Annotated in this window: 26 protein-coding genes; 11 read left to right on the top strand and 15 right to left on the bottom strand. The window is 72.1% G+C overall.

Annotation, left to right across the window (positions count from 1 at the left end; all coding sequences use genetic code 11):
* Positions 1-12: 12 nt before the first annotated feature.
* A complete protein-coding gene (locus JSY13_RS01015; protein ID WP_259607172.1) occupies positions 13-378 on the bottom strand; it encodes a fluoride efflux transporter FluC in 366 nt (121 codons plus the stop codon).
* Positions 375-755: a fluoride efflux transporter FluC gene (locus JSY13_RS01010; protein ID WP_259607171.1), complete on the bottom strand. Its 381-nt coding sequence runs from the start codon at positions 753-755 to the stop codon at positions 375-377. Before JSY13_RS01010 ends, JSY13_RS01015 begins: the two co-directional genes overlap by 4 nt.
* Positions 756-856: 101 nt before the next feature.
* Here JSY13_RS01010 and JSY13_RS01005 point away from each other — a divergent pair, with 101 nt between their 5' ends.
* The gene (locus JSY13_RS01005; protein WP_259607169.1) at positions 857-1,543 is read left to right on the top strand and encodes a Pr6Pr family membrane protein; all 687 of its coding nucleotides are present in this window, start codon (positions 857-859) and stop codon (positions 1,541-1,543) included.
* Positions 1,544-1,746: 203 nt separating this feature from the next.
* Here JSY13_RS01005 and JSY13_RS01000 read toward each other — a convergent pair whose 3' ends face one another.
* The gene (locus JSY13_RS01000) at positions 1,747-3,141 is read right to left on the bottom strand and encodes a flavin monoamine oxidase family protein (RefSeq protein ID WP_259607168.1); all 1,395 of its coding nucleotides are present in this window, start codon (positions 3,139-3,141) and stop codon (positions 1,747-1,749) included.
* 178 nt (positions 3,142-3,319) lie between these two features.
* A complete protein-coding gene (locus JSY13_RS00995; protein ID WP_259607167.1) occupies positions 3,320-4,090 on the bottom strand; it encodes a MerR family transcriptional regulator in 771 nt (256 codons plus the stop codon).
* 135 nt (positions 4,091-4,225) lie between these two features.
* Between JSY13_RS00995 and JSY13_RS00990 the strand changes: the two genes are divergently transcribed.
* The 3 genes from JSY13_RS00990 to JSY13_RS00980 all read left to right on the top strand — a co-directional run bounded on the left by JSY13_RS00990 (position 4,226) and on the right by JSY13_RS00980 (position 8,384).
* A complete protein-coding gene (locus tag JSY13_RS00990) occupies positions 4,226-6,706 on the top strand; it encodes a glycogen/starch/alpha-glucan phosphorylase (RefSeq protein ID WP_259607166.1) in 2,481 nt (826 codons plus the stop codon).
* Between the two features lie 215 nt (positions 6,707-6,921).
* Complete coding sequence (locus JSY13_RS00985) at positions 6,922-7,761, top strand: DUF4097 family beta strand repeat-containing protein (protein WP_259607165.1); 840 nt, start codon at positions 6,922-6,924, stop codon at positions 7,759-7,761.
* Complete coding sequence (locus JSY13_RS00980; RefSeq protein ID WP_259607164.1) at positions 7,758-8,384, top strand: PadR family transcriptional regulator; 627 nt, start codon at positions 7,758-7,760, stop codon at positions 8,382-8,384. Before JSY13_RS00985 ends, JSY13_RS00980 begins: the two co-directional genes overlap by 4 nt.
* Positions 8,385-8,581: 197 nt before the next feature.
* On the opposite strand, the gene JSY13_RS00975 is transcribed toward JSY13_RS00980, so the two are convergent.
* The gene (locus JSY13_RS00975) at positions 8,582-9,124 is read right to left on the bottom strand and encodes a universal stress protein (protein WP_259607163.1); all 543 of its coding nucleotides are present in this window, start codon (positions 9,122-9,124) and stop codon (positions 8,582-8,584) included.
* Between the two features lie 152 nt (positions 9,125-9,276).
* Here JSY13_RS00975 and JSY13_RS00970 point away from each other — a divergent pair, with 152 nt between their 5' ends.
* A complete protein-coding gene (locus JSY13_RS00970) occupies positions 9,277-9,465 on the top strand; it encodes a DUF3073 domain-containing protein (protein ID WP_259607162.1) in 189 nt (62 codons plus the stop codon).
* A 114-nt stretch (positions 9,466-9,579) separates the two neighbouring features.
* On the opposite strand, the gene JSY13_RS00965 is transcribed toward JSY13_RS00970, so the two are convergent.
* From JSY13_RS00965 to purM, 4 genes are all read right to left on the bottom strand, one after another.
* Positions 9,580-9,972: a hypothetical protein gene (locus JSY13_RS00965; RefSeq protein WP_259607161.1), complete on the bottom strand. Its 393-nt coding sequence runs from the start codon at positions 9,970-9,972 to the stop codon at positions 9,580-9,582.
* 114 nt (positions 9,973-10,086) lie between these two features.
* On the bottom strand, positions 10,087-11,445 hold the full coding sequence (locus JSY13_RS00960) for an MFS transporter (protein WP_259608227.1): 1,359 nt from the start codon (positions 11,443-11,445) through the stop codon (positions 10,087-10,089).
* Positions 11,442-12,956 carry an amidophosphoribosyltransferase gene (purF, locus tag JSY13_RS00955; protein WP_259607160.1) on the bottom strand — a complete coding sequence of 505 codons (1,515 nt, stop codon included), beginning with the start codon at positions 12,954-12,956 and terminating at the stop codon, positions 11,442-11,444. Before purF ends, JSY13_RS00960 begins: the two co-directional genes overlap by 4 nt.
* A 23-nt stretch (positions 12,957-12,979) precedes the next feature.
* Complete coding sequence (purM, locus tag JSY13_RS00950; RefSeq protein ID WP_259607159.1) at positions 12,980-14,101, bottom strand: phosphoribosylformylglycinamidine cyclo-ligase; 1,122 nt, start codon at positions 14,099-14,101, stop codon at positions 12,980-12,982.
* Between the two features lie 83 nt (positions 14,102-14,184).
* Here purM and JSY13_RS00945 point away from each other — a divergent pair, with 83 nt between their 5' ends.
* A complete protein-coding gene (locus JSY13_RS00945) occupies positions 14,185-14,784 on the top strand; it encodes a zinc-binding alcohol dehydrogenase (protein ID WP_259607158.1) in 600 nt (199 codons plus the stop codon).
* 25 nt (positions 14,785-14,809) lie between these two features.
* Here JSY13_RS00945 and JSY13_RS00940 read toward each other — a convergent pair whose 3' ends face one another.
* A complete protein-coding gene (locus tag JSY13_RS00940; protein WP_259607157.1) occupies positions 14,810-15,124 on the bottom strand; it encodes a potassium transporter Trk in 315 nt (104 codons plus the stop codon).
* Between the two features lie 77 nt (positions 15,125-15,201).
* Positions 15,202-15,558, bottom strand: a complete 357-nt coding sequence (locus tag JSY13_RS00935) for a sterol carrier family protein (protein ID WP_259607156.1) — start codon at positions 15,556-15,558, stop codon at positions 15,202-15,204.
* A 63-nt stretch (positions 15,559-15,621) separates the two neighbouring features.
* On the opposite strand from JSY13_RS00935, the gene JSY13_RS00930 reads away from it, so the two are divergent.
* On the top strand, positions 15,622-16,302 hold the full coding sequence (locus JSY13_RS00930; protein ID WP_259607155.1) for an NUDIX hydrolase: 681 nt from the start codon (positions 15,622-15,624) through the stop codon (positions 16,300-16,302).
* Positions 16,303-16,356: 54 nt separating this feature from the next.
* Positions 16,357-17,634, top strand: coding sequence for a phosphoribosylamine--glycine ligase (gene purD, locus JSY13_RS00925; RefSeq protein WP_259607154.1), 1,278 nt, complete (start codon positions 16,357-16,359; stop codon positions 17,632-17,634).
* Between the two features lie 50 nt (positions 17,635-17,684).
* Here the strand turns inward: purD and JSY13_RS00920 are convergent, their stop codons facing one another.
* Both JSY13_RS00920 and JSY13_RS00915 read right to left on the bottom strand, forming a co-directional pair.
* Positions 17,685-18,215 carry a GNAT family N-acetyltransferase gene (locus tag JSY13_RS00920; protein WP_259607153.1) on the bottom strand — a complete coding sequence of 177 codons (531 nt, stop codon included), beginning with the start codon at positions 18,213-18,215 and terminating at the stop codon, positions 17,685-17,687.
* 8 nt (positions 18,216-18,223) lie between these two features.
* The gene (locus JSY13_RS00915) at positions 18,224-19,714 is read right to left on the bottom strand and encodes a DHA2 family efflux MFS transporter permease subunit (RefSeq protein ID WP_259607152.1); all 1,491 of its coding nucleotides are present in this window, start codon (positions 19,712-19,714) and stop codon (positions 18,224-18,226) included.
* 136 nt (positions 19,715-19,850) lie between these two features.
* On the opposite strand from JSY13_RS00915, the gene JSY13_RS00910 reads away from it, so the two are divergent.
* Both JSY13_RS00910 and JSY13_RS00905 read left to right on the top strand, forming a co-directional pair.
* Entirely contained in the window at positions 19,851-20,729 is an 879-nt protein-coding gene (locus JSY13_RS00910) for a phosphoribosylaminoimidazolesuccinocarboxamide synthase (RefSeq protein ID WP_259607151.1), read from the top strand.
* A gap of 236 nt (positions 20,730-20,965) precedes the next feature.
* On the top strand, positions 20,966-22,306 hold the full coding sequence (locus JSY13_RS00905) for a uracil-xanthine permease family protein (protein WP_259607150.1): 1,341 nt from the start codon (positions 20,966-20,968) through the stop codon (positions 22,304-22,306).
* 120 nt (positions 22,307-22,426) lie between these two features.
* Here the strand turns inward: JSY13_RS00905 and JSY13_RS00900 are convergent, their stop codons facing one another.
* Complete coding sequence (locus JSY13_RS00900) at positions 22,427-22,933, bottom strand: LuxR C-terminal-related transcriptional regulator (RefSeq protein WP_336297695.1); 507 nt, start codon at positions 22,931-22,933, stop codon at positions 22,427-22,429.
* A gap of 111 nt (positions 22,934-23,044) precedes the next feature.
* The gene (locus tag JSY13_RS00895) at positions 23,045-23,383 is read right to left on the bottom strand and encodes an ATP-binding protein (protein WP_336297715.1); all 339 of its coding nucleotides are present in this window, start codon (positions 23,381-23,383) and stop codon (positions 23,045-23,047) included.
* Here JSY13_RS00895 and JSY13_RS00890 point away from each other — a divergent pair.
* Positions 23,353-24,072, top strand: coding sequence for an NHL repeat-containing protein (locus JSY13_RS00890; protein ID WP_259607148.1), 720 nt, complete (start codon positions 23,353-23,355; stop codon positions 24,070-24,072). The genes JSY13_RS00895 and JSY13_RS00890 overlap by 31 nt on opposite strands.
* The last annotated feature ends 34 nt before the right edge of the window (positions 24,073-24,106 follow it).

Here is a 24,106-nt window from a genome sequence, read left to right as displayed (position 1 = left end):
CTACCGCCTGATTCAGGGCCTGAGTGCCGCCCCCAGCGCGAGCCCCAGCGCCGCCGCGAGGACCCCCAGCAGCAGCATGCCGAGCGCGTTGACCACGGATGCCGGCCGCTCCCCGTCCCGCCACAGCGCGACCGTGTCGATCATCGCCGTGCTGAACGTCGTGTAGCCGCCGAGGAACCCGGTGCCGAGGACGAACGCGGACCCCGGCAGCGCCCCGGTGAGGACGCCGAGCAGGAGGGAGCCGGAGAGGTTGATCACGAACACGCCCCACGGGAACCGGGTGCCGGCGAGCCGGGCGACGCCGATGTCCACGACGTAGCGCGCGGCGGCGCCGAGACCGCCGGCCGCGGCCGCCAGCAGCAGGACGAGCGGGCTCACGGCGCATCTCCTGCCCGGCCCTGCCCGGCCCCGCCGCCGAGCCGCAGCCCGGCCGCCGCGGCCGCCAGGCCGAGCGCGACGCTGCCAACCGCGTACGAGACGGCGAGCAGGGGCGCCGAGGTCCACAGTTCGACCGTGCCGACGGCGAGCGCGCTGTACGTCGTGAAGCCGCCGAGCACGCCGGTGCCGAACAGGAGCCGCATCTCTTCCGCCGGCACCCGCGCGGTGACGACGCCGAGCAGCAGCGCGCCGAGGACGTTCGCGACGAGCACATCCCACGGGAGCGCACCGGCGGGCAGGGCGAGGCCGAGCAGCATCCGCGCGGCCGTCCCCAGCGTCCCGCCGACGGCGACGAGCAGGACGCGGAGCGGGGTCACGCGGCCACTCTAGCCGCCGGGGGCCGGGTCCCCGATCCGTCGTCCGGGGACGGGGCCCGTCTTCCGGGACGACCTCGGCGAGGCGTTCCGTAGACTCGGCGGTGGGGGCGACCCGCCGAGCCGAGCAGGAGGACGACCCGCGCGTGATCACGAGAAGGGCCTTCGGCTGGGCGCGTCTGCTCACGGCGGCCGTGTGCGTCGCGGCCCTCGTCCACCGGCTCCTCTGGGGCCTCGGATCGCAGTCGCTGGCGAGCCAGAACTTCTTCGCCTACCTGACCATCCAGTCGAACGTCGCCTTCGCCGCGCTCGCCGTCATCGCCGGGATCATCGCCCTGCACACCCCCGAGGATCCGCCGTGGCTCACCACGGCCCGGGCGATCGTGCTCAGCTGGACGATCACCGCCGGGCTCGCGTTCGCTCTGATCGTGTGGCAGGCGGGCATGCGCGGCATCCCGATCACGGTGCCCTGGTCGGACGTGGTGCTGCACTTCGTGCTGCCGGCGTGGACGGTCGTGGCGTGGATCCTCGGCCCGGGGCGGCGGGCGGCGTCATGGCGGATCGTGCCGTTCGTGCTGCTGTACCCGATCGGATGGGGGCTGTTCACGATCTGGCGGGGCACGCTGATCGGCTGGTACCCGTACTACTTCCTCGACCCGCGGCAGGTCTCCGGCATCGCGGAGCTCGCCGCGACCTGCGCCGTCGCGCTCGCGATCTTCGCGCTCGTCGCGACCGGCCTCGTGGTGCTCAGCCGGGTCTACCCGACGGTGCCCGCCGAGAACGGAGGCTGAGCGACCGCCCCTGTCGTTGAGCGAGGACGGCGCAGCCGACCGAGACGAAACGCACTGTGCGACCGCCCCTTCGGTCGTTGAGCGAGGACGGCGGAGCCGACCGAGACGAAACGCACTGTGCGACCGCCCCTTCGGTCGTTGAGCGAGGACGGCGCAGCCGACCGAGACGAAACGCACTCCCCCGGACCCGGCGTTTCGGCTCGTCAGGCGGGGTCCGGGGCGACGAAGGCGAGCGAGGCGCGCGCCGCATCCTCGGCCTCCCGGTCACCCAGGGCGGCGAAGCCGACGGCATCCGGCCCGCCCACGAGGCCGACGAGGATCGGCTCGCCGATCGCGATCTCCAGGTTGAGCCACGTGCGGATCGGCCCGTCCCCGCCGACGATGTGCCAGATGGCGGCACCGGCGTCCCAGAACGGCTCGTCGAAGCGCAGCCACACCGTCTCCACCGCGCCGGAGGCGAGCAGCGAGATCGCGCTGCGGTGCTCGAACGGCAGCTCCGGATCGAACTCGATGCCGTCCGTCTTCAGCACCCCGAGCGGCACGGTGACGATCACGCGGTCGAACGACTGCGACTCCCCCGTGCCCAGCCGCAGGCTGACGCCCTCCTCGTCGTGGACGATCCGCACCACCGGTGCGCCCAGCGCGACGTCCAGATCCTTCGCCGCCTCGGCGACCAGGGCGCCGACGTCGCCGTCCGCGCCGGTGAGCGCGGGGGCCAGGAAGGCGGGCGGATGCCGGGTGGACGCCCGCGAGGCATCCGCACCGGTCGTCGCCTCGAGCCAGGCGAGCGCCGCGACGAGCGCCGGATCCTGCAGGTCGGCGCCCACGGCGATCAGCGCGTCGGTGAGCGGGGAATCCGCGGGCTGCTGCTGCGCCTGCGCGATCGCGCCCTCGAGCACCGCGCCGTCCACCGGCGGGACGGGACCCTCCGCCGACCAGCCGGTCGCCGAGTCGAACGCGATCTCGCCGATCCCGAGGTCGAGCAGCCGGTCGCGCAGCGCGTCCGCCTGACCCTGCACCGTGAGCCAGGCGCCCAGCTGCACCGGCAGCGGCCAGTCGTCGTCGATCACCGAATGGATGCGGCCGCCGATCCGGTCCCGCGCCTCGAGCACGGTCACCCGGTGCCCGGCGTCGGCGAGCACGCGCCCGGCGACCGCTCCGGCGACCCCCGCACCCACGACCGCGATCCGCTCCTCGTCGCCGGCGACCTCGATAGCCGCCTCGGCGGCCCGGCGTCCGGAGTCCACGGCCCCGAGCACGGTGGCCGGGCGTCCGGCATCCGTCGCCTCCCCGGCGAAGAACAGGCGGTCGCCGACGGGCGCGGCGAGCGCTTCGCGGTGCTGAGGGTCGCCGCCGGCCGGGATGTAGCTCATCGACCCGCGCGCGTACGGGTCGGCCGACCAGCGGCTGCGCGCGAGACCGGCCGGCCGGGGGACGGCGCCGGGTGCCGGCGGGGGCGTCGGGCCCGGCGAGGACGTCCGGGTCGCGGTCGGCCGGGGGCTCGCCGACGGCGCCGGCTCCCCGGTGCACGACGCGAGCAGCACCGAGACGGCACCGACGCCGGCGCCGACGAGCAGAGTGCGGCGCGTGATGCTCATCGTGCTGCCAGACTAACCCCCGCCCGGCCCGAACGCGCGCCCCGGCCGTCCGGAACGGAAGCGACCGGCGTCAGCCGCCCGCCGCCTCGGGAGGAGAACGCGCGGAGGGGAGGAGCCTCAGCCCGGAAATCACCTCCCGAGCGTGAGAACTCCTCCCCTCCGTGTGTGCGTCAGCGGCCTACAGGTTGGCCTCCGCATAGATGCGGAGCGCGTCGCGGACGAACTCGGCGCCGGCCGTGCCGCCCTCGCTCGTGGCGTAGTTCGCCCCGAAGCGCGGGTCGGCGACGTACATCTCGCCGAGGCCGATCACGTAGCCCTTGACGTCGCCGCCCGGCGCCGCGGCGGGCGTGCCGCCGATGCCGGTGAGCCACTCGACGTGACGGCGGGCGAGCGCCTGCGCCTCGTCGGATGCCGGGTCGACGCCGCGCTCGGCGGCGGCGATCCAGTCGCGGCCGAGGTCGGAGGCGCGCTGCTGCCAGGCGGCGCGCTCCTCCTCGGTCATCCCGCGCCACCAGCGGTCGCCGTCGGCGTAGGCCTTCTTTCCCCAGCGCTCCTCCACCTCGTCCTTGTACTGGGTGTGGTCGAAGCCGTCGAACATGTTCTCTGCCATGAGGGGTCCCCCTCCTTTCAATGCGGTGATGGTGTTCTCGACGGAGGCGATCTGCCGGTTCAGCCGGTCCTGCTCCTGGCGCAGCCAGGACAGGTGCGCCTCGAGAGCGGATGCCTCGCTGCGCTCGCGGTCGATCACCTCGGCGATCTGCGGCAGCCCGAGTCCGAGCTCGCGCAGCAGCAGGATGCGCTGCAGGCGCACGAGCGCGGCCTCGTCGTAGTGCCGGTAGCCGTTGTAGGCGATCCGCGAGGGCTTGAGCAGCCCGATGTCGTCGTAGTGACGCAGCGTCCTGCTCGTGGTGCCCGCGATCCGGGCCACCTCCTGAATCGACCAGTCCATGGCATCCCTCCTCTCGTTCCGTTGATGCTCGTTCCGTCGCTGAGTCCACCGTAGAAGTTGACGCAACGTCAAGGTCAACTCCTCCCCCCGGGAAATCTCCGTGCGAATCCGGCCTCCGGTCGCTACGGTCGAACCGTGCCCGAAGACGTCACCCACCCGCTCGCCCTCGCACCGGTGATCGCTCCGCCCGCGACCGTCGACGGCTTCGTCGCCGAGTTCCTGCGCAACCTGAACTTCGATCGCGGTGTTGCCCTTTCCGCCTCGACGCCGAACGACCGCTACCTCGCTCTGGCGTACACCGTGCGCGACTACCTGATGTCGCGCTGGCTGGAGGACCAGCGGCACCAGATGCAGACCCAGGCGAAGGGCGTCTGCTACCTGTCCGCCGAGTACCTGCTCGGCCGTCAGCTCGACAACAACCTGCTCGCCAGCGGGCTCGCCGGGGTCGCCGCCGAGGCGATGTCGGCCTGCGGCCTCGACCTCGACGAGCTCCGCGAGCTCGAGATCGAGCCCGGCCTCGGCAACGGCGGCCTCGGTCGCCTGGCGGCATGCTTCGTCGACTCCCTGGCCACGCTCGGCGTGCCGAGCATCGGCTATGGCATCCGCTACGAGTACGGCATCTTCCGGCAGACCTTCGTGGACGGACAGCAGGTCGAGCAGCCCGACACCTGGCTCGATCTCGGATCGCCGTGGGAGTTCCCGCGGCCCGAGCACGCGCAGCTCGTCTCCTTCGGCGGGCGCACCGAGACCTACGACGACGCGGGCGTCACCCGCAGCCGGTGGATCCCGGCGTGGAGCGTGCGCGCCGTGCCGTACAACTACATGGTCCCCGGCTTCCAGAACGGCCGGGTGAACACGCTGCGGCTGTGGAGCGCGGAGGCGACGGATGCCTTCGACCTGCGCATCTTCAACTCCGGCGACTACGAGGAGGCGGTCCGGGCCCGCACCTTCGCCGAGAACATCTCCAAGGTGCTCTACCCGGAGGACTCCACCCCGCAGGGCAAGGAGCTGCGGCTGCAGCAGCAGTACTTCTTCGTCGCGGCATCCCTGCACGACTTCCTCGACCACATGCTCGCCGAGGGCTACGACCTGGAGGCCCTCCCCGAGCGGGTGATCTTCCAGCTCAACGACACGCATCCGGTCATCGCCGTGCCCGAGCTGATGCGCGTGCTGGTCGACGAGAAGGGCATGGCGTGGGATGCCGCGTGGCGGGTCACCCAGGGCTGCTTCGCGTACACCTGCCACACCCTGCTGCCGGAGGCCCTCGAGGTCTGGCCGGTCGAGCTGCTCGGGCGCCTGCTGCCCCGGCACCTCGAGATCATCTACCGGATCAACGAGGAGTTCCTCGACCGGGTGCGCGAGCGCTTCGGCGAGGACGAGCGCCGCATCCGGGACATGTCGATCATCGCCGAGTCGCCGGTGCGCGCGGTGCGGATGGCGCACCTGGCCACCGTCGCCGGCGCGCGCGTGAACGGCGTGGCCGAGCTGCACTCGCAGCTGCTGCGCGACACCGTGCTGCCGGATTTCGCCGCGTTCGCGCCCGAGAAGTTCACGAACGTCACCAACGGGGTCACCCCGCGCCGCTTCCTGCGCCTGGCGAATCCGGGGCTGTCCGAGCTCATCACGGCGGCGATCGGCGACGGCTGGATCACGGATCTGGAACGGCTGCGCGAGCTGGAGCCCTTCGCCGACGACGCGGACTTCCGCGCCGCGTTCGCCCGTGTCAAGCACGACAACAAGCGCCGTCTGCGCGACGTGCTGCAGGCCAGGGACGGGTTCGAGGTGGGCGACGGGCATCTGCTCGACGTGATGGTGAAGCGCCTGCACGAGTACAAGCGGCAGCTGCTGAAGGTGCTGCACGTGGTCAGCGCGTACGAGGGTGTCGTGTCGGGCCGCGTCCCAGCATCCGCCCTCACGCCGCGGACCGTGATCTTCGGCGCGAAAGCCGCGCCGGGGTACGCGATGGCGAAGCGCATCATCCACCTCATCAACGCGGTGGGCGCGGTGGTGAACGCCGACGAGCGCCTCGAGGGGCGATTGCGGATGCTGTTCCCGCCGAACTACAACGTCACCCTCGCTGAGCGCGTGATCCCGGCGGCCGACCTGTCCGAGCAGATCTCCCTCGCCGGCAAGGAGGCCTCCGGCACCGGGAACATGAAGTTCGCGCTCAACGGCGCCCTCACGATCGGGACGGACGACGGCGCGAACGTGGAGATCCGCGAGCTCGTCGGCGACGAGAACTTCTTCCTGTTCGGGATGCGGGAGCCGCAGGTCGCCGAGCTGGCCCGCCGCGGCTACCGCCCGCGCGACTTCTACGAGAGCGACGAGGGTCTGCGCCGCGCGATCGACCTGATCGCCTCGGGTGCGTTCTCGGGCGGCGACGCGGCGGTGTTCGCGCCGGTGGTCGCGAACCTGCTCGACGAGGACCGGTTCATGGTGCTCGCGGACTACGGCTCCTACATCGCCGCGCAGGAGCGGGTGGATGCCGCATACGCCGACCCGGATGCCTGGACCCGCTCGGCGATCCTGAACGTCGCCCGGTGTGGCTTCTTCTCGTCCGACCGTTCGATCCGCGACTACATCGACCGCATCTGGCACACCCCGCCGCTCGGCTGAGACCCCTCCCTGACGGCACCCACCCTTCCCGGCACATTGTGTCGCGTCGTGCCCTTCCCGCCACATTGTGTCACGTCGTGCGGGTTCGATGGTGGCTCACCCGCACGACGTGACACAAAGTGACGGAACTCGAGGGTTGACAAGGTCGAGATATATCGTGTTACGCTCGGTGCAACGCGATATATCTCGTTATCGCGGAACAGGAGAGAGCAGACATGACCGAGAAGTGGCTCATCGCCCCGGGCGAGGAACGCGTCATCGACATCGCCGCCGCGTCGCGCCTGAAGGTCGGGCTCGTCGGCGGGCAGGTCGACATCGTCGCGCACGACGAACCCGGCATCCGCATCGAGGTGCGCGGCGTCACCATCAAGGACCTCCGCGTCGAGTCCGACGGCAGCCAGGTCGAGATCGACCACCCGCAGCTGGGCTGGGACAACTTCCTGGAGGTGTTCCGCAACTTCGGCTCCGGCGGCCCGCGTGCCGAGGTGAGCGTCGCAGTGCCCCGCGGCATCGCCCTCACCCTCGGCGTCGTCAGCGCCGGGGCGCTGGTCTCCGGCATCCGCAACGACGTCCGGCTGAACACCGTCTCGGGCGAGATCATCGCCGACACCCTCGCCGGCGACCTCACCGTCAACTCCGTCTCCGGGGACGTGCAGATCCGCGGGCTGGTCGGCTCGATCAACGCCAACAGCGTCTCCGGCGACGTGGCGGTGACCGGCTCGCTGCGCAAGGCGACCATCGACACGGTCTCCGGGGCGATCCTCGTGGACGCCATGGGCGACGTGAACACCATCAACCTCAACGCCGTGTCCGGCGCGAGCACGATCCGGCTGGACGAGAGCCTCGCCGCCAACTACGTGCTGCGCTCGCTCAGCGGCAAGATGCTCGTGGACGGCGTGGAGCGCTCCAGCGGAGGCCCCAGCTCGTACAGCGGGCAGACCGGCGAGCTCGCCGGCAGCTTCGTGGATGTCCGGGCCAACTCGGTCTCCGGCGCCATCACCGTGCTGCGCCGGCCGCAGACCTCGGTCGCCGACGACGCGGAGTGGGAATCATGAGCCCCGCGGTGTTCTCGCACGGCGACCTGCGCCTGTACCTGCTGTCGCTCCTCGCCGAGTCGCCGCAGCACGGGTACGGCATCATCCAGGCGCTCTCCGACCGCACCGGCGGCACGTACACGCCGAGCGCCGGCACCATCTACCCCCGGCTGGCGAAGCTGGAGGAGGAGGGCCTGGTCACGAAGACCATCGAAGGCCGCACCACGATCTATGCGATCACGGATGCCGGCCGCGCCGAGCTCGAGGCGCGCCGCGGCGATCTCGCCGGGATCGAGGAGGGCCTCGCCGACTCGGTCCGCCTGATCGCGAACGAGGTGCGCCAGAGCGTGCAGGAGGCGATGAAAAGCCTGCGGGCCGATCTCGCCGCGGCGGCGCACGAGGAGAAGCGGTCGGCGTCGCGGGCGCGCGCGGCATCCGTGCGCGACGAGGCCGTCGAGAGCCGGGAGAACCTGCACCGGGCGGATGCATCGATCAACGCCTTCCGGGCGCGCGTGCGCGCGGACCTGCGCACGCACGTCGCCCGCGGCGGGAGGCTCCCGACGTCGGTCGTCAGCGCCCTCGAGGACGCGATGGATGCCGCCGCCCGCGCGGTCACGGAAGCGCTGGCGGATCCGGGTCGCTGACGCGTTTCGACTCGCTCCGCTCGCTCCACGACCGGGCACCCGCTCACCGGTCGCCTCGATCCGCTCGCTCCACGACCGGGCACCCGCTCACCGGTCGCCTCGATCCGCTCGCTCGACGACCGGGCACCGGCTCACCGGTCGTTGAGCGAGCACGCCGAAGGCGAGCGAGACGAAACGCCTATTCGGGCCAGAACCGCCTATTCGGGCCAGATCTCCTTCTGGTCGTCCGGCACCAGGTCGTGCTGCGGCACGACGAGGATCGACCGGTGCTGACGGTGCGCGAGCCGCGCGGCGACCGATCCGGTGAAGAACTCGCGGATCGACTCGCCGATCCCGCGCTTGCGGGTGCCGATCACGATGAGCTGGGCGTCGAGCTTGTTCGCGAGCTGCTTGATCGCCAGGGCGGGGTCCCCGACGAGCTGCCGGGCCGTCCAGGTGAGGCCGCTGTCGCGCAGCTTCGCCTCCGCGGCCTTCTGCACCTCTTCGAACTCGGCCACGCCCGCCTCGATGTTCAGGTCGATGGGCGCCGAGTGCACGTAGCCGTCCGGGTCCTCGTAGGTGACGAAGCGCGTGACGTCGACGTGGACGACGACGAGCGGCGCCCCGAGGAGTCGGGCGTAGCGGACCGCCTCGTCGAGCACGTGCTCGGGCTGGCCGGGCTGGACGCCGACGATGACGGCCTTCTGCAGGGCGGCGTTCTGGGCCGCTTCTTCGGATGCTGTGGGTGCGGAATCTGTCATGGCGATCGTTCCCTTCACCGGGCTGGAGGACGGCTTCGGCCTCTGGCGTGCGTGGTATCCTGAATGCTACTCTTACCGGCCGCGAGCCGGTGCCATGAATAAGCATCGGGCCCCGCACAGCCCGCTGCTGAACTCGTAAGGGGGTCTCGCGCATGGGGCGTGGCCGTCAGAAGGCGAAGCACACAAAGATCGCTCGCGAACTCAAGGCGTACAGTCCTGAGGTGAACTACGCGGCGCTCGAGCGAGAGCTCGCGCACCCGAGCACCGAGGACGACCCGTACGTCGACCGCTGGGCCGACGAGTACGCCGACGAGGACGAGGACGAGCTCGAACGAGCCTGATCCCGTTCCCGAGGCGGACGACACGGGCCGGCATTCGCCGACCGCACAACCGCACAACCGCACAACACAGCAAGGAGCCGCCGGGTCACCGCCCGGCGGCTCCTTCGCGTCGGGTCACGCCCAGCGGATGGACGAGGCCCGGTTCCGCCACGACCCCATGTCGCTGCTGTAGCTGTAGTACCCGTAGTAGGCGCCGCTGAAGCTGGTGTGCTCCCAGACCCGGGTGGCGCAGCCGTTGTAGCTCCGGAACGAGTCGATGTCGTCGTTCCAGCCGATGCTGCCCAGGTTGGAGAAGCTGTACGAGTAGCCGGCGCTGCACGGGTTGCTCGCGGTCGCGGTGTAGGAGCGCCCGCCGTACCCCGGGTACGAGTAGATCGTCCCGAGCGCGTAGCTGGCGGCCGCGCTGACGGATTCGTCGCGTTCGCGGAGGATCAGTGCGCCACGCTCTGGCGCGTCGGCATCCTCGCCGAGGGCGACGCCGCCTCCGCTGCACCCGGCGGAGGGCACGACGTGCCGACGCTGTTCACGTGCGTCCTCGCGGACGGACGCCTGGGCGTCTTCCCGGTCGAGGGCGCCGCGACCTGCGACCGACTCGGACTGCGCGAGCCCTGACCGCGGTCCTCACCACGGCCCGTGGCGGCGCTCCCACTCGTCCTCGACGGTTCCGCGGCGGCCGGCCATCATGCCCGCCGGGATGGCGCCGAGGAGCAGGGCGACGATCACCAGCAGCGGCACAGCCCATCCGCCGGTCGCCTCGTGCAGCACGCCGACGAGCACCGGGAAGATCGCGGCCACCGTGTATCCGACGCTCTGCACCAGGCTGCTCAGCAGCACCGCGCTCTCGGCGGTGCGCGAACGGATGCTGATGAGCACGAGGCTCAGCGGGAAGAGCAGACCGGCCAGGCCGTAGAGCACCACCCAGAGCCAGAGCAGGGCCGGCGTCGGAGCGATCAGCAGGCCGACGAGCCCGCCGGCGCCGCCGAGCGCGCCGAGCAGGAACAGCGGCCGTGTGGCCTGGAACCGCACCACGAGCACCGGGACGAGCATGGATGCCGGAAGCCCGATGAGCGCGAACAGCGACAGCAGCAGGCCGGCGGTGGCGGCACTCACCCCGGAGACGTCGATGAGGATCGCGGGCAGCCAGGCGAAGGCGACGTAGGCCATCGTCGCCGAGGTGCCGAACGTGACCGCGAGGGCCCACACCAGTGGGAGGCGCAGCAGCCGGGCGAACAGCCAGCGGTTCTCGGGTGAGGTGGCGATCGGGCCGGTGGCGGTGACGTCGGAGCGCGGATGCGCCGGCGTCTCGTCCTCGCCGGCCGGGCGCGCGCCCGGCGACGCCGGAGCGACGACGGACTCGGCCGACGACGACGCGGCCGCGCCGCCGCGCTGCTGCACGAGCATGACGAGCCAGGGGATCACCCCCGCCACCGCGAAGACCGCCCAGAGCGCGAGCGAGACGCGCCAGCCCGCGGCATCCGCCACCGGCACCGCGACCAGCGGCGGCACGAACGTGGAGACCGCCATCGCCGTCGTGTACAGCGTCATCATCACGCCGATGCGGTCCGGGAAATGCGCCTTGACCAGCGGAGGCAGCAGGATGTTGCCCATCCCGACGCCGGCGAACACGAGAGCCGTGGCCAGCAGCAGCGTCGTCGCGTCACCGGCGAGGCCTCGCAGCAGCAGACCCGCGGTGATGGCGGTGAGGGCGACGATCGTCAGTCGCTCCAGGCCGAGCCAGCGCTCCAGGATCGGCGTCAGCAGGCCGAAGACGGCGAAGCACACCGGCGGCAGCGTGCCGATCACGCCGACCACGGCGGAGGGCAGCGGGAAATCCGCCGCGATGTGGTCGATCACCGGCGACAGCGAGGCGACCGCTGAGCGCAGCGAGAATGCACAGAGCAGGATGCCGAGGACCGCGAGCGCCCGCCCGCGCCAGAGCGGTCGGCCCGTCGACGAGCTCGGGGGCCGACCCCCGCTTATGACGACTGCGACCTCTCCACCCAGTCCAGGTATTCGTCGGTCACGGTGCCCGTGACGTACCGGCCGTCGAAGCAGCTCATGTCCAGGTCGGTGAGCGAGGAGCCCTCGATGATCGCGGCCTTGAGGTCCTCCACCTCCTGGTAGACGATCCGGTCGCAGCCGAGCTCCTCCGCGATCTCGGGGATGGTCCTCCCGTGGGCGACCAGCTCGTGACGCGAGGGCATGTTGATGCCGTAGACGTGCGGATGCCGCACCGGCGGCGCCGCGGACGCGAAGATGACCGACGTGGCCCCGGCATCCCGCGCCATCTGGATGATCTGCTTGCTCGTCGTGCCGCGCACGATCGAGTCGTCGATGAGGAGCACGTTCTTGCCGCGGAACTCCGACGACATCGCGTTCAGCTTCTGCCGCACGCTCTTCTTGCGCACCGCCTGCCCGGGCATGATGAAGGTCCGGCCCACGTAGCGGTTCTTGTAGAAGCCCTCGCGGTACTCCTTGCCGAGCTTGCGTGCGACCTCCATCGCCGACGGGCGCGACGAGTCCGGGATCGGCATGACCACGTCGATCTCGTCCAGCGGCACGTGCTTGGCGATGGTGTCGGCGAGCCGCTCCCCCATCCGCAGCCGGGACTCGTACACCGAGACGCCGTTCATCACCGAGTCGGGTCGCGCGAGGTACACGTACTCGAACGCGCACGGGGTCAGCTGCGTCTCCTCGGCGCACTGGCGGGTGAACAGCTCGCCGTCGTTCGTGATGAACACGGCCTCGCCCGCCTCGACCTCGCGCACGATCTCGTAGTCGCCGTTCTCCAGCACCAGCGACTCGCTGCTGACCACCCACTCGTCATGCAGGGGCGTCGCGGGGGACGCGGAGCCCGTCGAAGCGTCGGCGCCTCCGGCGTCCACGGGCGTCGCCTTGCGGCGCCCGAGGATCATCGGACGGATGCCGAAGGGGTCGCGGAACGCGAGCAGGCCGTAGCCGGCGATGATCGAGATCACCGCGTAGGCGCCCTCGATGCGCTTGTGCGTGCGGGAGACCGCCTCGAAGATGCGCTCCGGGTCGAGATCGACGGTGGAGGTGGTGGCCTGCAGCTCGTTCGCGAGCACGTTCAGCAGCAGCTCGGTGTCGCTGGACGAGTTCAAGTGCCGGCGGTCGCGCCGCTCCATGTCGGCGGTGAGCTCACGCGTATTGGTGAGGTTGCCGTTGTGCACGAGCACGATGCCGTAGGGCGCGTTCACGTAGAACGGCTGCATCTCCTCCTCGCTGGAGGCGGTGCCCTTGGTGGCGTAGCGGACGTGCCCGAGGCCCACGCTCCCGAGCAGCGACCGCATGTCGCGGGTGCGGAAGGCCTCGCGCACCATGCCGCTGGCCTTCGCCATGTGCATCACGCCGTTGCGTTCGGCGGTCGCGATGCCGGTGGCGTCCTGGCCGCGGTGCTGCAGCAGCAGGAGCGCGTCGTAGATGTCCTGGTTGACCGGGCCGTTCCCGACCATTCCGACGATGCCGCACATGGAGTGTTATGTCATCCGTTCTTTCACTGGCCGCGGGCGCTGTCCGGGTACGCGCCCACCAGGCGCACCGCGCCGCCGTCGACGCCCTTGGCGCCCTCTTCGAAATCCCCGTCGGGCCGCGCTCCGGTGTGCACCGTGGCCACCTGCCACGCCGGGATGCCCTCCGCCTGGGTCGCCGCGATCGCGGCATCCTTCCGGTCCTCGGCGACCACGGCGAGGAAGCCGATGCCGAGGTTCCAGGTGCCCTCGGTCTGCTCGAGGGGCGTGCCGGAGACGTCGGCGAGCACGCGGAAGACCGCGCTCGGCGACCAGGTCGACCGGTCCACCTCCGCCCAGCTGCCGCGGGGCAGCACGCGGGCGAGGTTCGCGGCGATGCCGCCGCCGGTGACGTGGCTGAGGGAGTGCACGCCGCCGGGCACCGCGTCCAGCAGACGCAGCAGCGGCGTCGTGTACAGGCGGGTGGGCTCGAGCAGGGCCTCGCCCCACGTGGTGCCGAAGTCGGGGGCGTTGTCGCCGTAGGAGATCCCCGCGTTCGCCACGATGTGGCGCACGAGCGAGTAGCCGTTGGAGTGCAGGCCGCTGGAGGCCAGGGCGATGACGGCGTCGCCGTCCTGCACGCGGTCGGCGCCGAGCACGGCATCCGCCTCGACCACGCCGGTCGCCGCACCGGCGACGTCGTAGTCGCGCGGGCCGAGCAGGCCGGGGTGCTCGGCGGTCTCCCCGCCGACGAGCGCGGTGCCGGTGGCCGCGCACGCGTCGGCGATGCCGCGGACGATGTCGGCGATGCGCTCGGGCACCACCTTGCCGCACGCGATGTAGTCGGTCATGAACAGCGGCTTCGCGCCGACCACGACGATGTCGTCGACGACCATGCCGACCAGGTCCTGCCCGATCGTGTCGTGCTTGTCGATCGCCTGCGCGATCGCGACCTTGGTGCCGACGCCGTCGGTGCTGGTCGCCAGCAGCGGGCGGGCGTAGCCGCGCAGGGCGCTGGCATCGAAGAGGCCGGCGAAGCCGCCGACGCCGCCGAGCACCTCGGGCCCGTGCGTCGCCCGCACGGAGGTCTTCATCAGTTCGACGGCGAGGTCGCCGGCAGCCGTGTCGACGCCGGCCGCGGCGTACGGGTTGGTGGGGGATTCTGCCACCAGACAAGACTACCGGGCGTGTCCGCGACCCGGCGCCGCGCCGGCGGATGCCCCGGCACCCCCGACCGACCTACGATGGGGCCATGGTCGACAAGCCGCAGTGGCTGATCCGCGAGGACGCGAGCACGCCGGTGCTGGTCGCGCTCGCTCTGCGCCAGCTGCTCGGCGTCCGCGCCCCGGACGACCTGCCGGCCCTGCGCGGCCTGGAGGTGCGCGCACCGGACGCGGCGGAGGCGAACCCGGCTGTGGAGCGGCAGTGGCGCGACTTCTGGGACATGACCGTGGAGCCGCGCGCGCACCGCTCCGATGTGCCGCTCGAGCTGGTGGACGGCTTCGACACGCTCGTCGCCCTGCCGGCGACCGGGGCCGAGGAGCTCCGCGAGGCGATCGTCCCGCACGCGGAGACCGCGCTGCGGTACGCGCACGACGCGCGCCGCCGGTACGTGGACTCGGTGAGCTCCGCCGGCGACGCGTACCGCGCCTACGCCAGCGCGATCGCCGAGTTCGAGCGGGAGGTGGGCCGGCGCGCTCACTCCTTCGAGCTGAACGTGCAGGTGCTGCCGTTCACCCAGCGCGGCATCTGGTGGATCGGCGCGCTCACGGTCGCCGTCACCGACACGCTCCGGCGCGACGTGGTCGCGTTCGACGTGGCGATCCGCCCTGTGATCGGCGAGCTGGCCTGACGGCGCGGGCTCGTGGCGGCGAGGCTCAGTCGGCGTCGGTGACGCGCTCGTGGTCGACGCGCACCACGCGGGCATGCTTGCGCGAGGCGCGGTCGAGCATCAGCGCGACGATCCCGCCCGCGGCGATGCCGATCGGCACGGTCCACAGCAGCGCGAACCCGAACACCTGGCCCGGCGGGTAGACGACGTCGAGCGCCTGGGACGGCTCGTAGCTGCCGACCGCGGTGAGGATCGCCGCGGTGATGATCCCGAGCACGACGCCCAGTCCGATGAACACGCCGTAGCGCGGGACGGGACGGATCCGCGCCTCGACGGTCTCGTGGGTTGCGTTGCGGGCCATGCCTCCATTGTCCCACGACCCGCGCGCGGTGTCCCGGGTCGGTCGGGGGGCCGCGCCCCGGCCCGGGCCGGGGCCGGCTAGGGCCGGAGGGGCAGCAGGTCGGACAGATCGGCACGGATGCCGGATGCCCGCACGCGGCCTGCGGCGACGGCATCCGCCCACTGCTCGGCGCCGGTGGCGAGGGCGATCCAGGTCGCGGCATCCGTCTCGACCACGTTCGGCGGCGTGCCGCGCGTGTGCCGCGGACCCTGCACCACCTGCACCGCACCGAAGGGCGGCACGCGCACCTCGACGCTGTTGCCCGGCGCCTTCTCGTCGAGCAGCTGCAGCAGGTAGCGCACCGCGGTGGCGGTGTCGTTCCGCGCAACGGTGCCGGCGGCCACGGCGGCGAGCGCGGCACGGCCCTGTGCGACGTCGATCCTGCGGGCGGGCATGGCATCCAGGGTACTTTCCGTGCTGTGTCCTCGGCGCGGCGAAGCGACGTAGGCTCGACAACGATGAGCCCTGCAGCCGAGACGCTCCGCGGAGCGCGCGCCGAACTGGCCGCCGCGGCCGGGCGCGCGGAAGACCTGCCGTCGCGCTTCGCCCCCGTCGTCGGGCCTTCCCGCCCGGCGGCGGTGCTGATGCTGTTCGGCCGCCTGGACAGCATCCCGGCCGGCACCGATGAGAGCACGGTCGCGGCCGACCTCGACGTACTGCTGCAGCGACGCTCGGCGACCCTGTCCTCGCACGCCGGCCAGGTCTCGTTCCCCGGCGGACGCCGCGACCCGCAGGATGCGGATGCCGTCGCGACGGCGCTCCGCGAGGCGCGGGAGGAGACCGGCCTCGATCCCGCCGGAGTGGAGGTGCTCGGCGTCCTCCCCGACCTGCCGGTCATGCCCAGCCGCTACATCGTCACCCCGGTCCTCGCCTGGTGGCGCTCCCCCTCCCGGGTCGCCGCGGTCGATCACGCCGAGACGGTGGACGTGTTCCGGGTGCCCGTCGCGCAGCTGCTCGAGCCCGCCAACCGCTTCACGTCCACGGTGCACCGCGTCGGGCGCACCTTCCGCGGGCCCGCGTTCGATATCGACGGCACGATCGTGTGGGGCTTCACGGCGATGGTCCTGGACGGCCTCTTCGACGCGGCCGGGTGGACCCTCCCGTGGGACCGTTCGGTGGAGCGCCCCCTCGAGCCGTGATCCCGCGTGGTCATCGACGGGAGCGGTGACCGCCCTGCTCGGTAGGCTGGCGGCATGAAGATCCTGGTCCTCGGTTCCGGCGCGCGCGAGCACGCGATCATCCTGTCGCTGCGGTCGGAGCACACCGCGCACGAGATCTTCGCGGCCCCCGGCAACGCCGGCATCGCCCAGGATGCGACGCTCGTCGACGTCGACCCGCTCGACGGCGCCGCTGTCGAGGCCTTCGCGAACGAGCACGCCATCGACCTCGTCGTCATCGGCCCGGAGGCGCCGCTCGTCGCCGGCGTCGCGGACGTGCTGCGCGAGCACGGCATCCCCGTCTTCGGACCCGGCCGGGCCGCGGCGCAGCTGGAGGGCTCGAAGGCGTTCGCCAAGCGGATCATGGAGGCGGCGGGCGTCCCCACCGGCCGGGCCGTGCGCGCGGCATCCGTCGCCGAGGTCGAGGCGGCCTTCGACGAGCTCGGCGCCCCCCACGTGGTGAAGGCCGACGGCCTCGCCGCCGGCAAGGGGGTCATCGTCACCTCCGACCGCGCCGAGGCGCTCGCCCACGCCGAGCACTACCTGCCGTCGGGCCCGGTGCTCGTGGAGGAGTTCCTCTCCGGCCCGGAGGTGTCGCTGTTCTTCCTCAGCGACGGCGACACCGTGCGCGCGCTCAGCCCCGCGCAGGACTTCAAGCGCGCCCATGACGGTGACGAGGGCCCGAACACCGGCGGCATGGGGGCGTACTCGCCGCTGCCGTGGCTCGCCGAGCAGTTCGGCGGGGAGGACGAGTTCGTGGCGCACGTCACCGAGCGGATCGCGCTGCCGGTGATCCGGCAGCTGGACGCCGAGGGCACGCCCTTCATCGGGCTGCTCTACGCCGGCCTCATCCTCACGCCGGCCGGGGTGCGGGTGATCGAGTTCAACGCCCGGTTCGGCGACCCGGAGACGCAGGTCGTGCTGCCCCGGCTGCGCACGCCGCTGTCGGAGCTGCTGCTGGCGGCGGCATCCGGCACTCTCGAGGCCCAGCCGCAGCCCGAGTTCTCCGACGACGTCGCGATCACGGTCGTGCTCGCGAGCGAGGGCTACCCGGAGGCGCCGCAGACCGGCCGGCTCATCGAGGGCCTCGAGGAGGCGGCATCCGTCGAGGGCGTGCGCATCGTGCACGCCGCGACCGGCGGGCCGGATGCTCCCGGCGGCGCCCTGGTCGCGACCGGCGGCCGCGTGCTGAACGTCGTGGCGACGGGTTCGGACTTCGCGGATGCCCGGGACCGGGCGTACCGGGCGATCGAGCGGATCCGCCTGGACGGCGCTCACTTCCGCCGCGACATCGCCGCCCGCGTCGCCCGCTGATCAGCCCCGGCGTCCCGGCACCGGCGTGTCGTTGCTGGGACGGATGCGGGTCAGAGCGCGATCCAGTAGCGGCGGAGCGCCGGATGCCCGGCATCCGCGGCGTCGATGACGTCCTCGAGCAGGCCGCCGGCGCCCTCGATGGTGCGCGCGGAGCCGACGTTGTCGTCGTCGCAGGTGAGCATGACGCGGTCGTGCCCGGCGGCGCGGGCCCGGTCGAGCACGAGCCTGAGGGCGGTGCGGGCGATGCCCTCGCGGCGGCGCGACGGCCGCACCGAGTAGCCGATGTGCCCGCCGACGCGGCGCAGATGGTCGTTGAGCTCACGGCGGAACGCGATGAAGCCGACCACGCGGCCGTCGTCCGTGATCCAGTAGTGGTCGCACGGGACGTGGCCCTCGGGCAGGTCGGCGCCCGGACGGCTGTACAGCGCAGCCTTCGCGATGAACGCCTCGCAGCTGAGCCGGTCCGGGCGCACTCCGCGGTCGAGACCGGCGCCGTCGATGTGCACGTCGCCGAACTCGGCGACCGTCTCCGCCCAGGAGTCGAAGAGGTCGAGGGAGGGGGATGCCAGCGCGATCGTCATCCGCTCAGTCAAGCACGGGTGCCGCCGGTGTCCTGACGGTACCGCCCGAGGAACAGCGACGCGATCAGCGCCAGGGCCAGCACCGCGGCCGGCAGCAGCATCGCCTGGGCCATGCCGGCGGAGAAGCCCTGCGCCACGGCATCCGGCAGCGTCCCGCCCCCGAAACCGGTGGGCGCCTCGGCCAGGCCGGGAAGGTTGGCCTCCAGCCGGTCCTGCATGAACGCGGCGATCGCGGCGGAGCCGACCACCGAGCCGATCGTGCGCGTGGTGTTGTAGATGCCCGCGCCGGCGCCGGCCTGCCGCGGCGGCAGCTGCCGGGTCGCGGTCGTGGCCAGCGGGCCCCACATGCCGGCGTTGCCGACGCCGAGCAGTGCGGACGGGAGCAGGAACATCCAGACCGGCGTGCCCGGGTTCATCAACGCCGCGTTCCAGAGCACGCCGCCGGCGACGCACAGCAGCCCGGGGATGAGGATGAGCCGCGGGTCGATCCGGTCGAGCAGCTTGCCCGCCAGCGGCGCGAGCCCGCCGGAGATCACCGCCATCGGGATCATCAGCAGCGCCGCCTGGGTGGGCGTGAGGCCGCGTGCCAGCTGCAGGAAGAACATGAACGGCAGCGACATGCCGGTGACAGTGAAGCCGACCGCGGCGATCGCCACGTTCGCGCCGGAGAAGTTGCGGTCGCGGAACAGCTCCAGCGGCACCAGCGGCTCGCTGCGGGTCACCGCCTGCTGCGCCACGAACACCGCGAGCACGACGACCCCGGCGATGATGAGCCCCCACACCGAGATCGGGCCGGCGATCACGCCCCAGTCGTACTTCTCGCCCTCCTGCAGCCCGAACACGATGAGGAACAGCGCCACGGCGCTGAGCACCACGCCGACGACGTCGAACCGGTGCGCGTGGGTCTCCAGCCTGGGCACGAACAGCCACGCGAGCACGAACCCGGCGATCCCGACCGGCAGGTTGACGAAGAAGATCCACTCCCAGCCGAGGGCGTCCACGAGGAAGCCGCCGAGCAGCGGCCCCACCAGCGTCGCGACGCCCGCGGTCGCGCCCCACAGCCCCATCGCCGCGCCGCGGCGCTGCGCGGGGAAGGTGCGGGTGATCACCGCCATCGTCTGCGGCGTCATGAACGCCGCGCCCAGCCCCTGCACCGCCCGCGCCGCGATCAGCCCCTCGAGCGTCGTCGACAGACCGCACCAGAGGGACGCCGCGGTGAAGACGGCGAGGCCGATGAGGTAGATGTTCTTCGGCCCGAACCGGTCGCCGAGCCGCCCGGTGATCAGCAGCGGCACCGCATAGGCGAGCAGGTAGGCGCTGGTGACCCAGACGACGTTGTCGAGGTTGTTGGTGTCCGGGTCGAGCGCGGCCTTGATGGCGGGGTTCGCCACCGACACGATGGTCGTGTCCACGAGGATCATGAAGAACCCGATGACGAGCGCCCACAGCGCCGGCCACGGGCTCCGGACGGTCGTCTCGGATGCCGCGGGAGAAGTCACCCGGCCACGGTACACCCGGCATCCGACGACGCCCGCGGACGCCGAGCCCCGCGGACGCCGAGCCCGTCGGACGCCGAGCCCGTCGGACGCTGGGCCCGTCGAAGCGTCCGGCCCCCGGCGATGCGATGATGTGGGGGTGAGCACTCCCTCCGAGAACCCCGCACCGAGCATCCCCGGCTGGCGGCACATCTACTCCGGCAAGGTCCGCGACCTCTACGCGTCGGAGGATCCCGGCGACACCCGCATCCTCGTGGTGGCGTCCGACCGGGTGAGCGCGTTCGACCACGTGCTCTCCCCCGGCATCCCGGAGAAGGGGGCGCTGCTGACCCGGCTCAGCCGGTGGTGGTTCGACCGCCTCTCCGACGTCCCGAACCACCTCGCCGACGGCGAGCCGCCCGCATCCGTCGCCGACCGCGCGATGCTCGCGCAGTCGCTGGAGATGCTGCCGATCGAATGCGTGGTGCGCGGATACCTCACCGGGTCCGGGTGGGCCGAGTATCGGGCATCCGGCACCGTCTGCGGCATCCCCCTGCCGGCCGGACTGGAGAACGGCGACCGCCTGCCCGAGCCGCTGTTCACCCCCGCATACAAGGCCCCGATGGGGGAGCACGACGAGAACATCACGTACGAGCGAGCCGCCGAGCTGGTCGGGCCCGAGCGCGCGGCCGAGCTGCAGGAGGCGTCGCTGTCGATCTACCGTCGCGCGGCGGAGATCGCCGAGGCGAAGGGGCTGATCCTCGCCGACACCAAGTTCGAGTTCGGTCTCGACGCCGACGGCACCCTGCGCCTGGCGGACGAGGTGCTCACCAGCGACTCGTCACGGTACTGGGATGCCGAGGCGTGGCGCACCGGCGCCACCCCCGAGGAGCGGATGGCGAGCTTCGACAAGCAGATCGTGCGCGACTGGCTGGCCTCGCACTGGGACAGGCAGGGCGAGCCGCCGGCGCTGCCGGACGAGATCGTGGAGCGCACCGCCGACCGGTACCGGGAGCTGATCGACCGGCTCACCGCCTGACGGCATCCGCCACGCGGCGGCATCCGCCCGGCATCCGCCCGGCATCACGCACGCCGAACCACGCGCTTCACGCGGAACCACGCAATACGGGCGAAACGGGCGGTTCCGCGTGAAGTCCGTGGTTCCGGGCGGGGGTGCGGATGCCCGGGGCCGTGGTTCCGGGCGGGGGTGCGGATGCCCGGGGCGCGGGCGATAGGGTTTTCCACGGTCCAGAACCCCACCCCGGAGGAGCCCCCATGCCGTTGTGGCAGATCCATGGCGACGGCCGCACCGTCGCGCCCGGCCAGGTCGTCAAGCCCGAGGAGCGGCTGAGCTGGCCGGCGACGATCGCGATCGGCGCCCAGCATGTCGTGGCCATGTTCGGCGCGACCTTCCTGGTGCCGATCCTCACCGGATTCCCGGTGTCGACGACCCTGCTCTTCTCGGGTCTCGGGACGCTGCTGTTCCTGCTGCTCACCCGCAACCGGCTGCCCAGCTACCTCGGCTCGTCGTTCGCGTTCATCGCGCCGATCACGGCGCTGAACGCCGGGCAGGCGCTGGAGACGGGCGAGCAGATCGCCCAGGCGCTCGTCGGGGTGGCCGCGGCCGGCATCCTGCTCGCGGCGATCGGCTTCCTGGTGCAGGCGGTCGGCACCGGCTGGATCGACCGGCTGATGCCCCCGGTGGTGGCCGGCTCGATCGTGGCGCTGATCGGGTTCAACCTGGCGCCCGCCGCGTGGAACAACTTCAAGGCGCAGCCCGAGCTCGCCACCGTCACGCTCGTGGCGGTGGTCCTGTTCAGCGTGCTGTTCCGCGGGTTCCTCGGCCGCATCTCGATCTTCCTCGGCGTCGTGGTCGGCTACCTCGTCGCCGTCGCCACCGGGCAGGTCGACTTCTCCGCCGTCGGGGATGCCGCGTGGATCGGGTTCCCCGACTTCCATCTCGCCGCCGTCGCCGACCCCGCGGCGTGGGCGCTGGTGCCGATGTTCCTGCCCGTCGTGCTGGTGCTCATCGCCGAGAACGTGGGACACGTGCGCGGCGTGGCGACGATGACGGAGGACCCCTCGATCAACCGCCGCACCGGCCGCGCCCTCGTCGCCGACGGCCTGGCGACCACGATCGCGGGCGGCTTCGGCGGATCGGGCACCACCACCTACGGCGAGAACATCGGCGTGATGGCCGCGACCCGGGTGTACTCGACGGCGGCGTACTGGGTGGCCGGCATCGTCGCGATCCTGCTCGCGTTCTCGCCCAAGATCGGCGTCATCTTCAACACCATCCCCGCCGGCGTGCTCGGCGGGGTGACCACCGCGCTCTACGGGCTCATCGGCGTGATCGGCATCAAGATCTGGGTGGACAACCGGGTCGATTTCTCCCGCCCGGTGAACCAGTACACCGTGGCGGTGTCGTTCGTCATCGCGATCGCCGGGTTCGCGATGGGCTGGGGAGCGTTCCAGCTCGGCGCGATCGTCCTCGGCACGGTCGCCGCGCTGCTGATCTACCACCTGGGCAACGCGATCGCCCGGTGGCGCAGGACCGGCGCCGACGACGGCGGCCCGATCCCCGCGGTCGGCCCGCTCGGCGGCGACCCCGAGTAGCGCACCCTCTCTACGGCCACACACCCTCCCCCTACGGCCACAATGTGTCCCGTCCTGCGGGTTCGCGGTGCGACCACCCGCAGAACGGGACACAATGTGGCGCGAGTCAGGGGAAATCGCTCAGCGCCGGATGATGCGCTGCTCGATCGCTGCGGCGACCGCCCCGGCCCTGGTGTCGACGCCGAGCTTGGCGTAGATGTGCGAGAGGTGCGACTTGACCGTCGCCTCCGACACGAACAGCGCCTTCGCCAGCTCGCGGTTGCCCAGCCCCTCCGCCAGCAGCTCGAGCACCTCCACCTCGCGCTCGGTCATCCGCGGCTCCGGCGACGCGGCGCGCCGCATCAGCACGCCCGCCACGGAGGGGGCGAGTGCCGGCTCCCCCTTCGCCACCGCACGGATGCCGGCGAAGAGCTGCTCCGGCGGGGCATCCTTCAGCAGGTAGCCGGCGGCCCCAGCATCCAGGGCCCGCAGGATGTCGGACTCGCTGTCGTACGTGGTCAGCACGAGCACCGCAGGGGCGGGGTCGAGCTCGCGCAGCCGCGCGGTCGCCGCGATGCCGCCCACGCCGTCGCCGAGGCTCAGGTCCATCAGGACGACATCCGGATGCCGCTCGGCCACCACCCGCACGGCCTCGAGCGGAGGCCTCCCCGACCACCTCGAGGTCGTCGCTCGACTCGATCAGCGCGCGCACCCCGGCGCGCACCACCGGGTGGTCGTCCACGAGCACCAGCCGCAGCGTCATCCGGCCTCCCTCCCCCGCGCCGGGAACACGGCCGACAGCGTCGTCCCCTCCCCCGGCGCGTTCTCGATCTCCAGCGTGCCGCCGACGGCGGCGATGCGCTCCGCGATGCCGTCCAGCCCGCGGCCGCGGCCCTGCGCGCGGCGCTGCGCAGCGGCCTGTCGCATCGCCGGCTCGCGGGCGTCGAATCCGATCCCGTCGTCGCGGACGTCCAGCCGCAGCTCCTCCGGCTGAGCGGTCAGGCTGACCACGGCGCGGTGCGCGCGCGTGCTCGGCGACGTTCGCGAGGGCGCCGCGGGCGGTGCGGATGATCGCGGATGCCACCGGCAGCGGCACATCGGCCGGCGCCCCGTGGCTGCGGAACTCGACCGGAAGGCCCTGCTGCGCGGCATCCGCCACCACCTTCTGCAGAGCTGCGGGCAGCGACCCGGCGGTGCCGTCGAGCTCGCCCGGGGCGAGATCGCGCACCATGCGGATGCCGGCATCCGACGTCTTCGTGAACGACGTGATCATCGGCCCGGACGGCGCCGCCTACTTCACCGACTCGAACGACCCCCGCATCTACCGCGTCGCGCAGACCGACGGCGCGTGGACGGCGACGGTGTGGGCGGATGCCGCCGGCACGATCACCCGCCAGCAGGGCTTCAACCTCGGCGGCATCGAGGTGGCGACCGACGGCAGCGCGTTCATCGTCGCGCAGGGGAACGTCGGCAAGCTGTGGCGGTTCGGCATGGACGGCAGCATCGCCGAGATCCCGACCGGCGGGGCGAACCTCGTCAATGCCGACGGGCTCGTGCTGCAGGGGACGACGCTCACGGTCGTCCGCAACTTCTCCCGTGTGATCACCGAGCTGCGGGTCGCGGCCGACGGGTCAGGCGCGAGCCTCATCGCGGAGACCCCGAGCTCCCCGACGCGGGTGCTCACCACCGCCGCCGAGCTGCGCGGCGAGATCCTCTACGTCGACAGCGAGTTCGGCCCGAACCCGCCGGTGCCGCCGTACGAGGTCGTCACGAACCCGTTCAGCTGAGGCGGCGGCGTCGCCGTCGGGGTCGCCCGCGCGC

The organism is Microbacterium neungamense, from assembly GCF_024971095.1.
Lineage (GTDB): Bacteria > Actinomycetota > Actinomycetes > Actinomycetales > Microbacteriaceae > Microbacterium > Microbacterium neungamense.
The sequence above is the reverse complement of the archived record's forward strand: the minus strand, read 5'-3'. Positions and strand labels throughout refer to the sequence as shown.

What these genes read in the sequence shown, in the direction of transcription:
- JSY13_RS01000 (WP_259607168.1), bottom strand. Translation starts at nt 3,141, where the DNA reads ATGAGCATCACGCGCCGCACTCTGCTCGTCGGCGCCGGCGTCGGTGCC.
- JSY13_RS00995 (WP_259607167.1), bottom strand. Translation starts at nt 4,090, where the DNA reads ATGGACTGGTCGATTCAGGAGGTGGCCCGGATCGCGGGCACCACGAGC.
- JSY13_RS00985 (WP_259607165.1), top strand. Translation starts at nt 6,922, where the DNA reads ATGACCGAGAAGTGGCTCATCGCCCCGGGCGAGGAACGCGTCATCGAC.
- JSY13_RS00980 (WP_259607164.1), top strand. Translation starts at nt 7,758, where the DNA reads ATGAGCCCCGCGGTGTTCTCGCACGGCGACCTGCGCCTGTACCTGCTG.
- JSY13_RS00975 (WP_259607163.1), bottom strand. Translation starts at nt 9,124, where the DNA reads ATGACAGATTCCGCACCCACAGCATCCGAAGAAGCGGCCCAGAACGCC.
- JSY13_RS00970 (WP_259607162.1), top strand. Translation starts at nt 9,277, where the DNA reads ATGGGGCGTGGCCGTCAGAAGGCGAAGCACACAAAGATCGCTCGCGAA.
- purF (WP_259607160.1), bottom strand. Translation starts at nt 12,956, where the DNA reads ATGTGCGGCATCGTCGGAATGGTCGGGAACGGCCCGGTCAACCAGGAC.
- JSY13_RS00945 (WP_259607158.1), top strand. Translation starts at nt 14,185, where the DNA reads ATGGTCGACAAGCCGCAGTGGCTGATCCGCGAGGACGCGAGCACGCCG.
- JSY13_RS00940 (WP_259607157.1), bottom strand. Translation starts at nt 15,124, where the DNA reads ATGGCCCGCAACGCAACCCACGAGACCGTCGAGGCGCGGATCCGTCCC.
- JSY13_RS00935 (WP_259607156.1), bottom strand. Translation starts at nt 15,558, where the DNA reads ATGCCCGCCCGCAGGATCGACGTCGCACAGGGCCGTGCCGCGCTCGCC.
- JSY13_RS00930 (WP_259607155.1), top strand. Translation starts at nt 15,622, where the DNA reads ATGAGCCCTGCAGCCGAGACGCTCCGCGGAGCGCGCGCCGAACTGGCC.
- purD (WP_259607154.1), top strand. Translation starts at nt 16,357, where the DNA reads ATGAAGATCCTGGTCCTCGGTTCCGGCGCGCGCGAGCACGCGATCATC.
- JSY13_RS00920 (WP_259607153.1), bottom strand. Translation starts at nt 18,215, where the DNA reads ATGACGATCGCGCTGGCATCCCCCTCCCTCGACCTCTTCGACTCCTGG.
- JSY13_RS00905 (WP_259607150.1), top strand. Translation starts at nt 20,966, where the DNA reads ATGCCGTTGTGGCAGATCCATGGCGACGGCCGCACCGTCGCGCCCGGC.
- JSY13_RS00890 (WP_259607148.1), top strand. Translation starts at nt 23,353, where the DNA reads ATGATCGCGGATGCCACCGGCAGCGGCACATCGGCCGGCGCCCCGTGG.
- JSY13_RS00895 (WP_336297715.1), bottom strand. Translation starts at nt 23,383, where the DNA reads ATGTGCCGCTGCCGGTGGCATCCGCGATCATCCGCACCGCCCGCGGCG.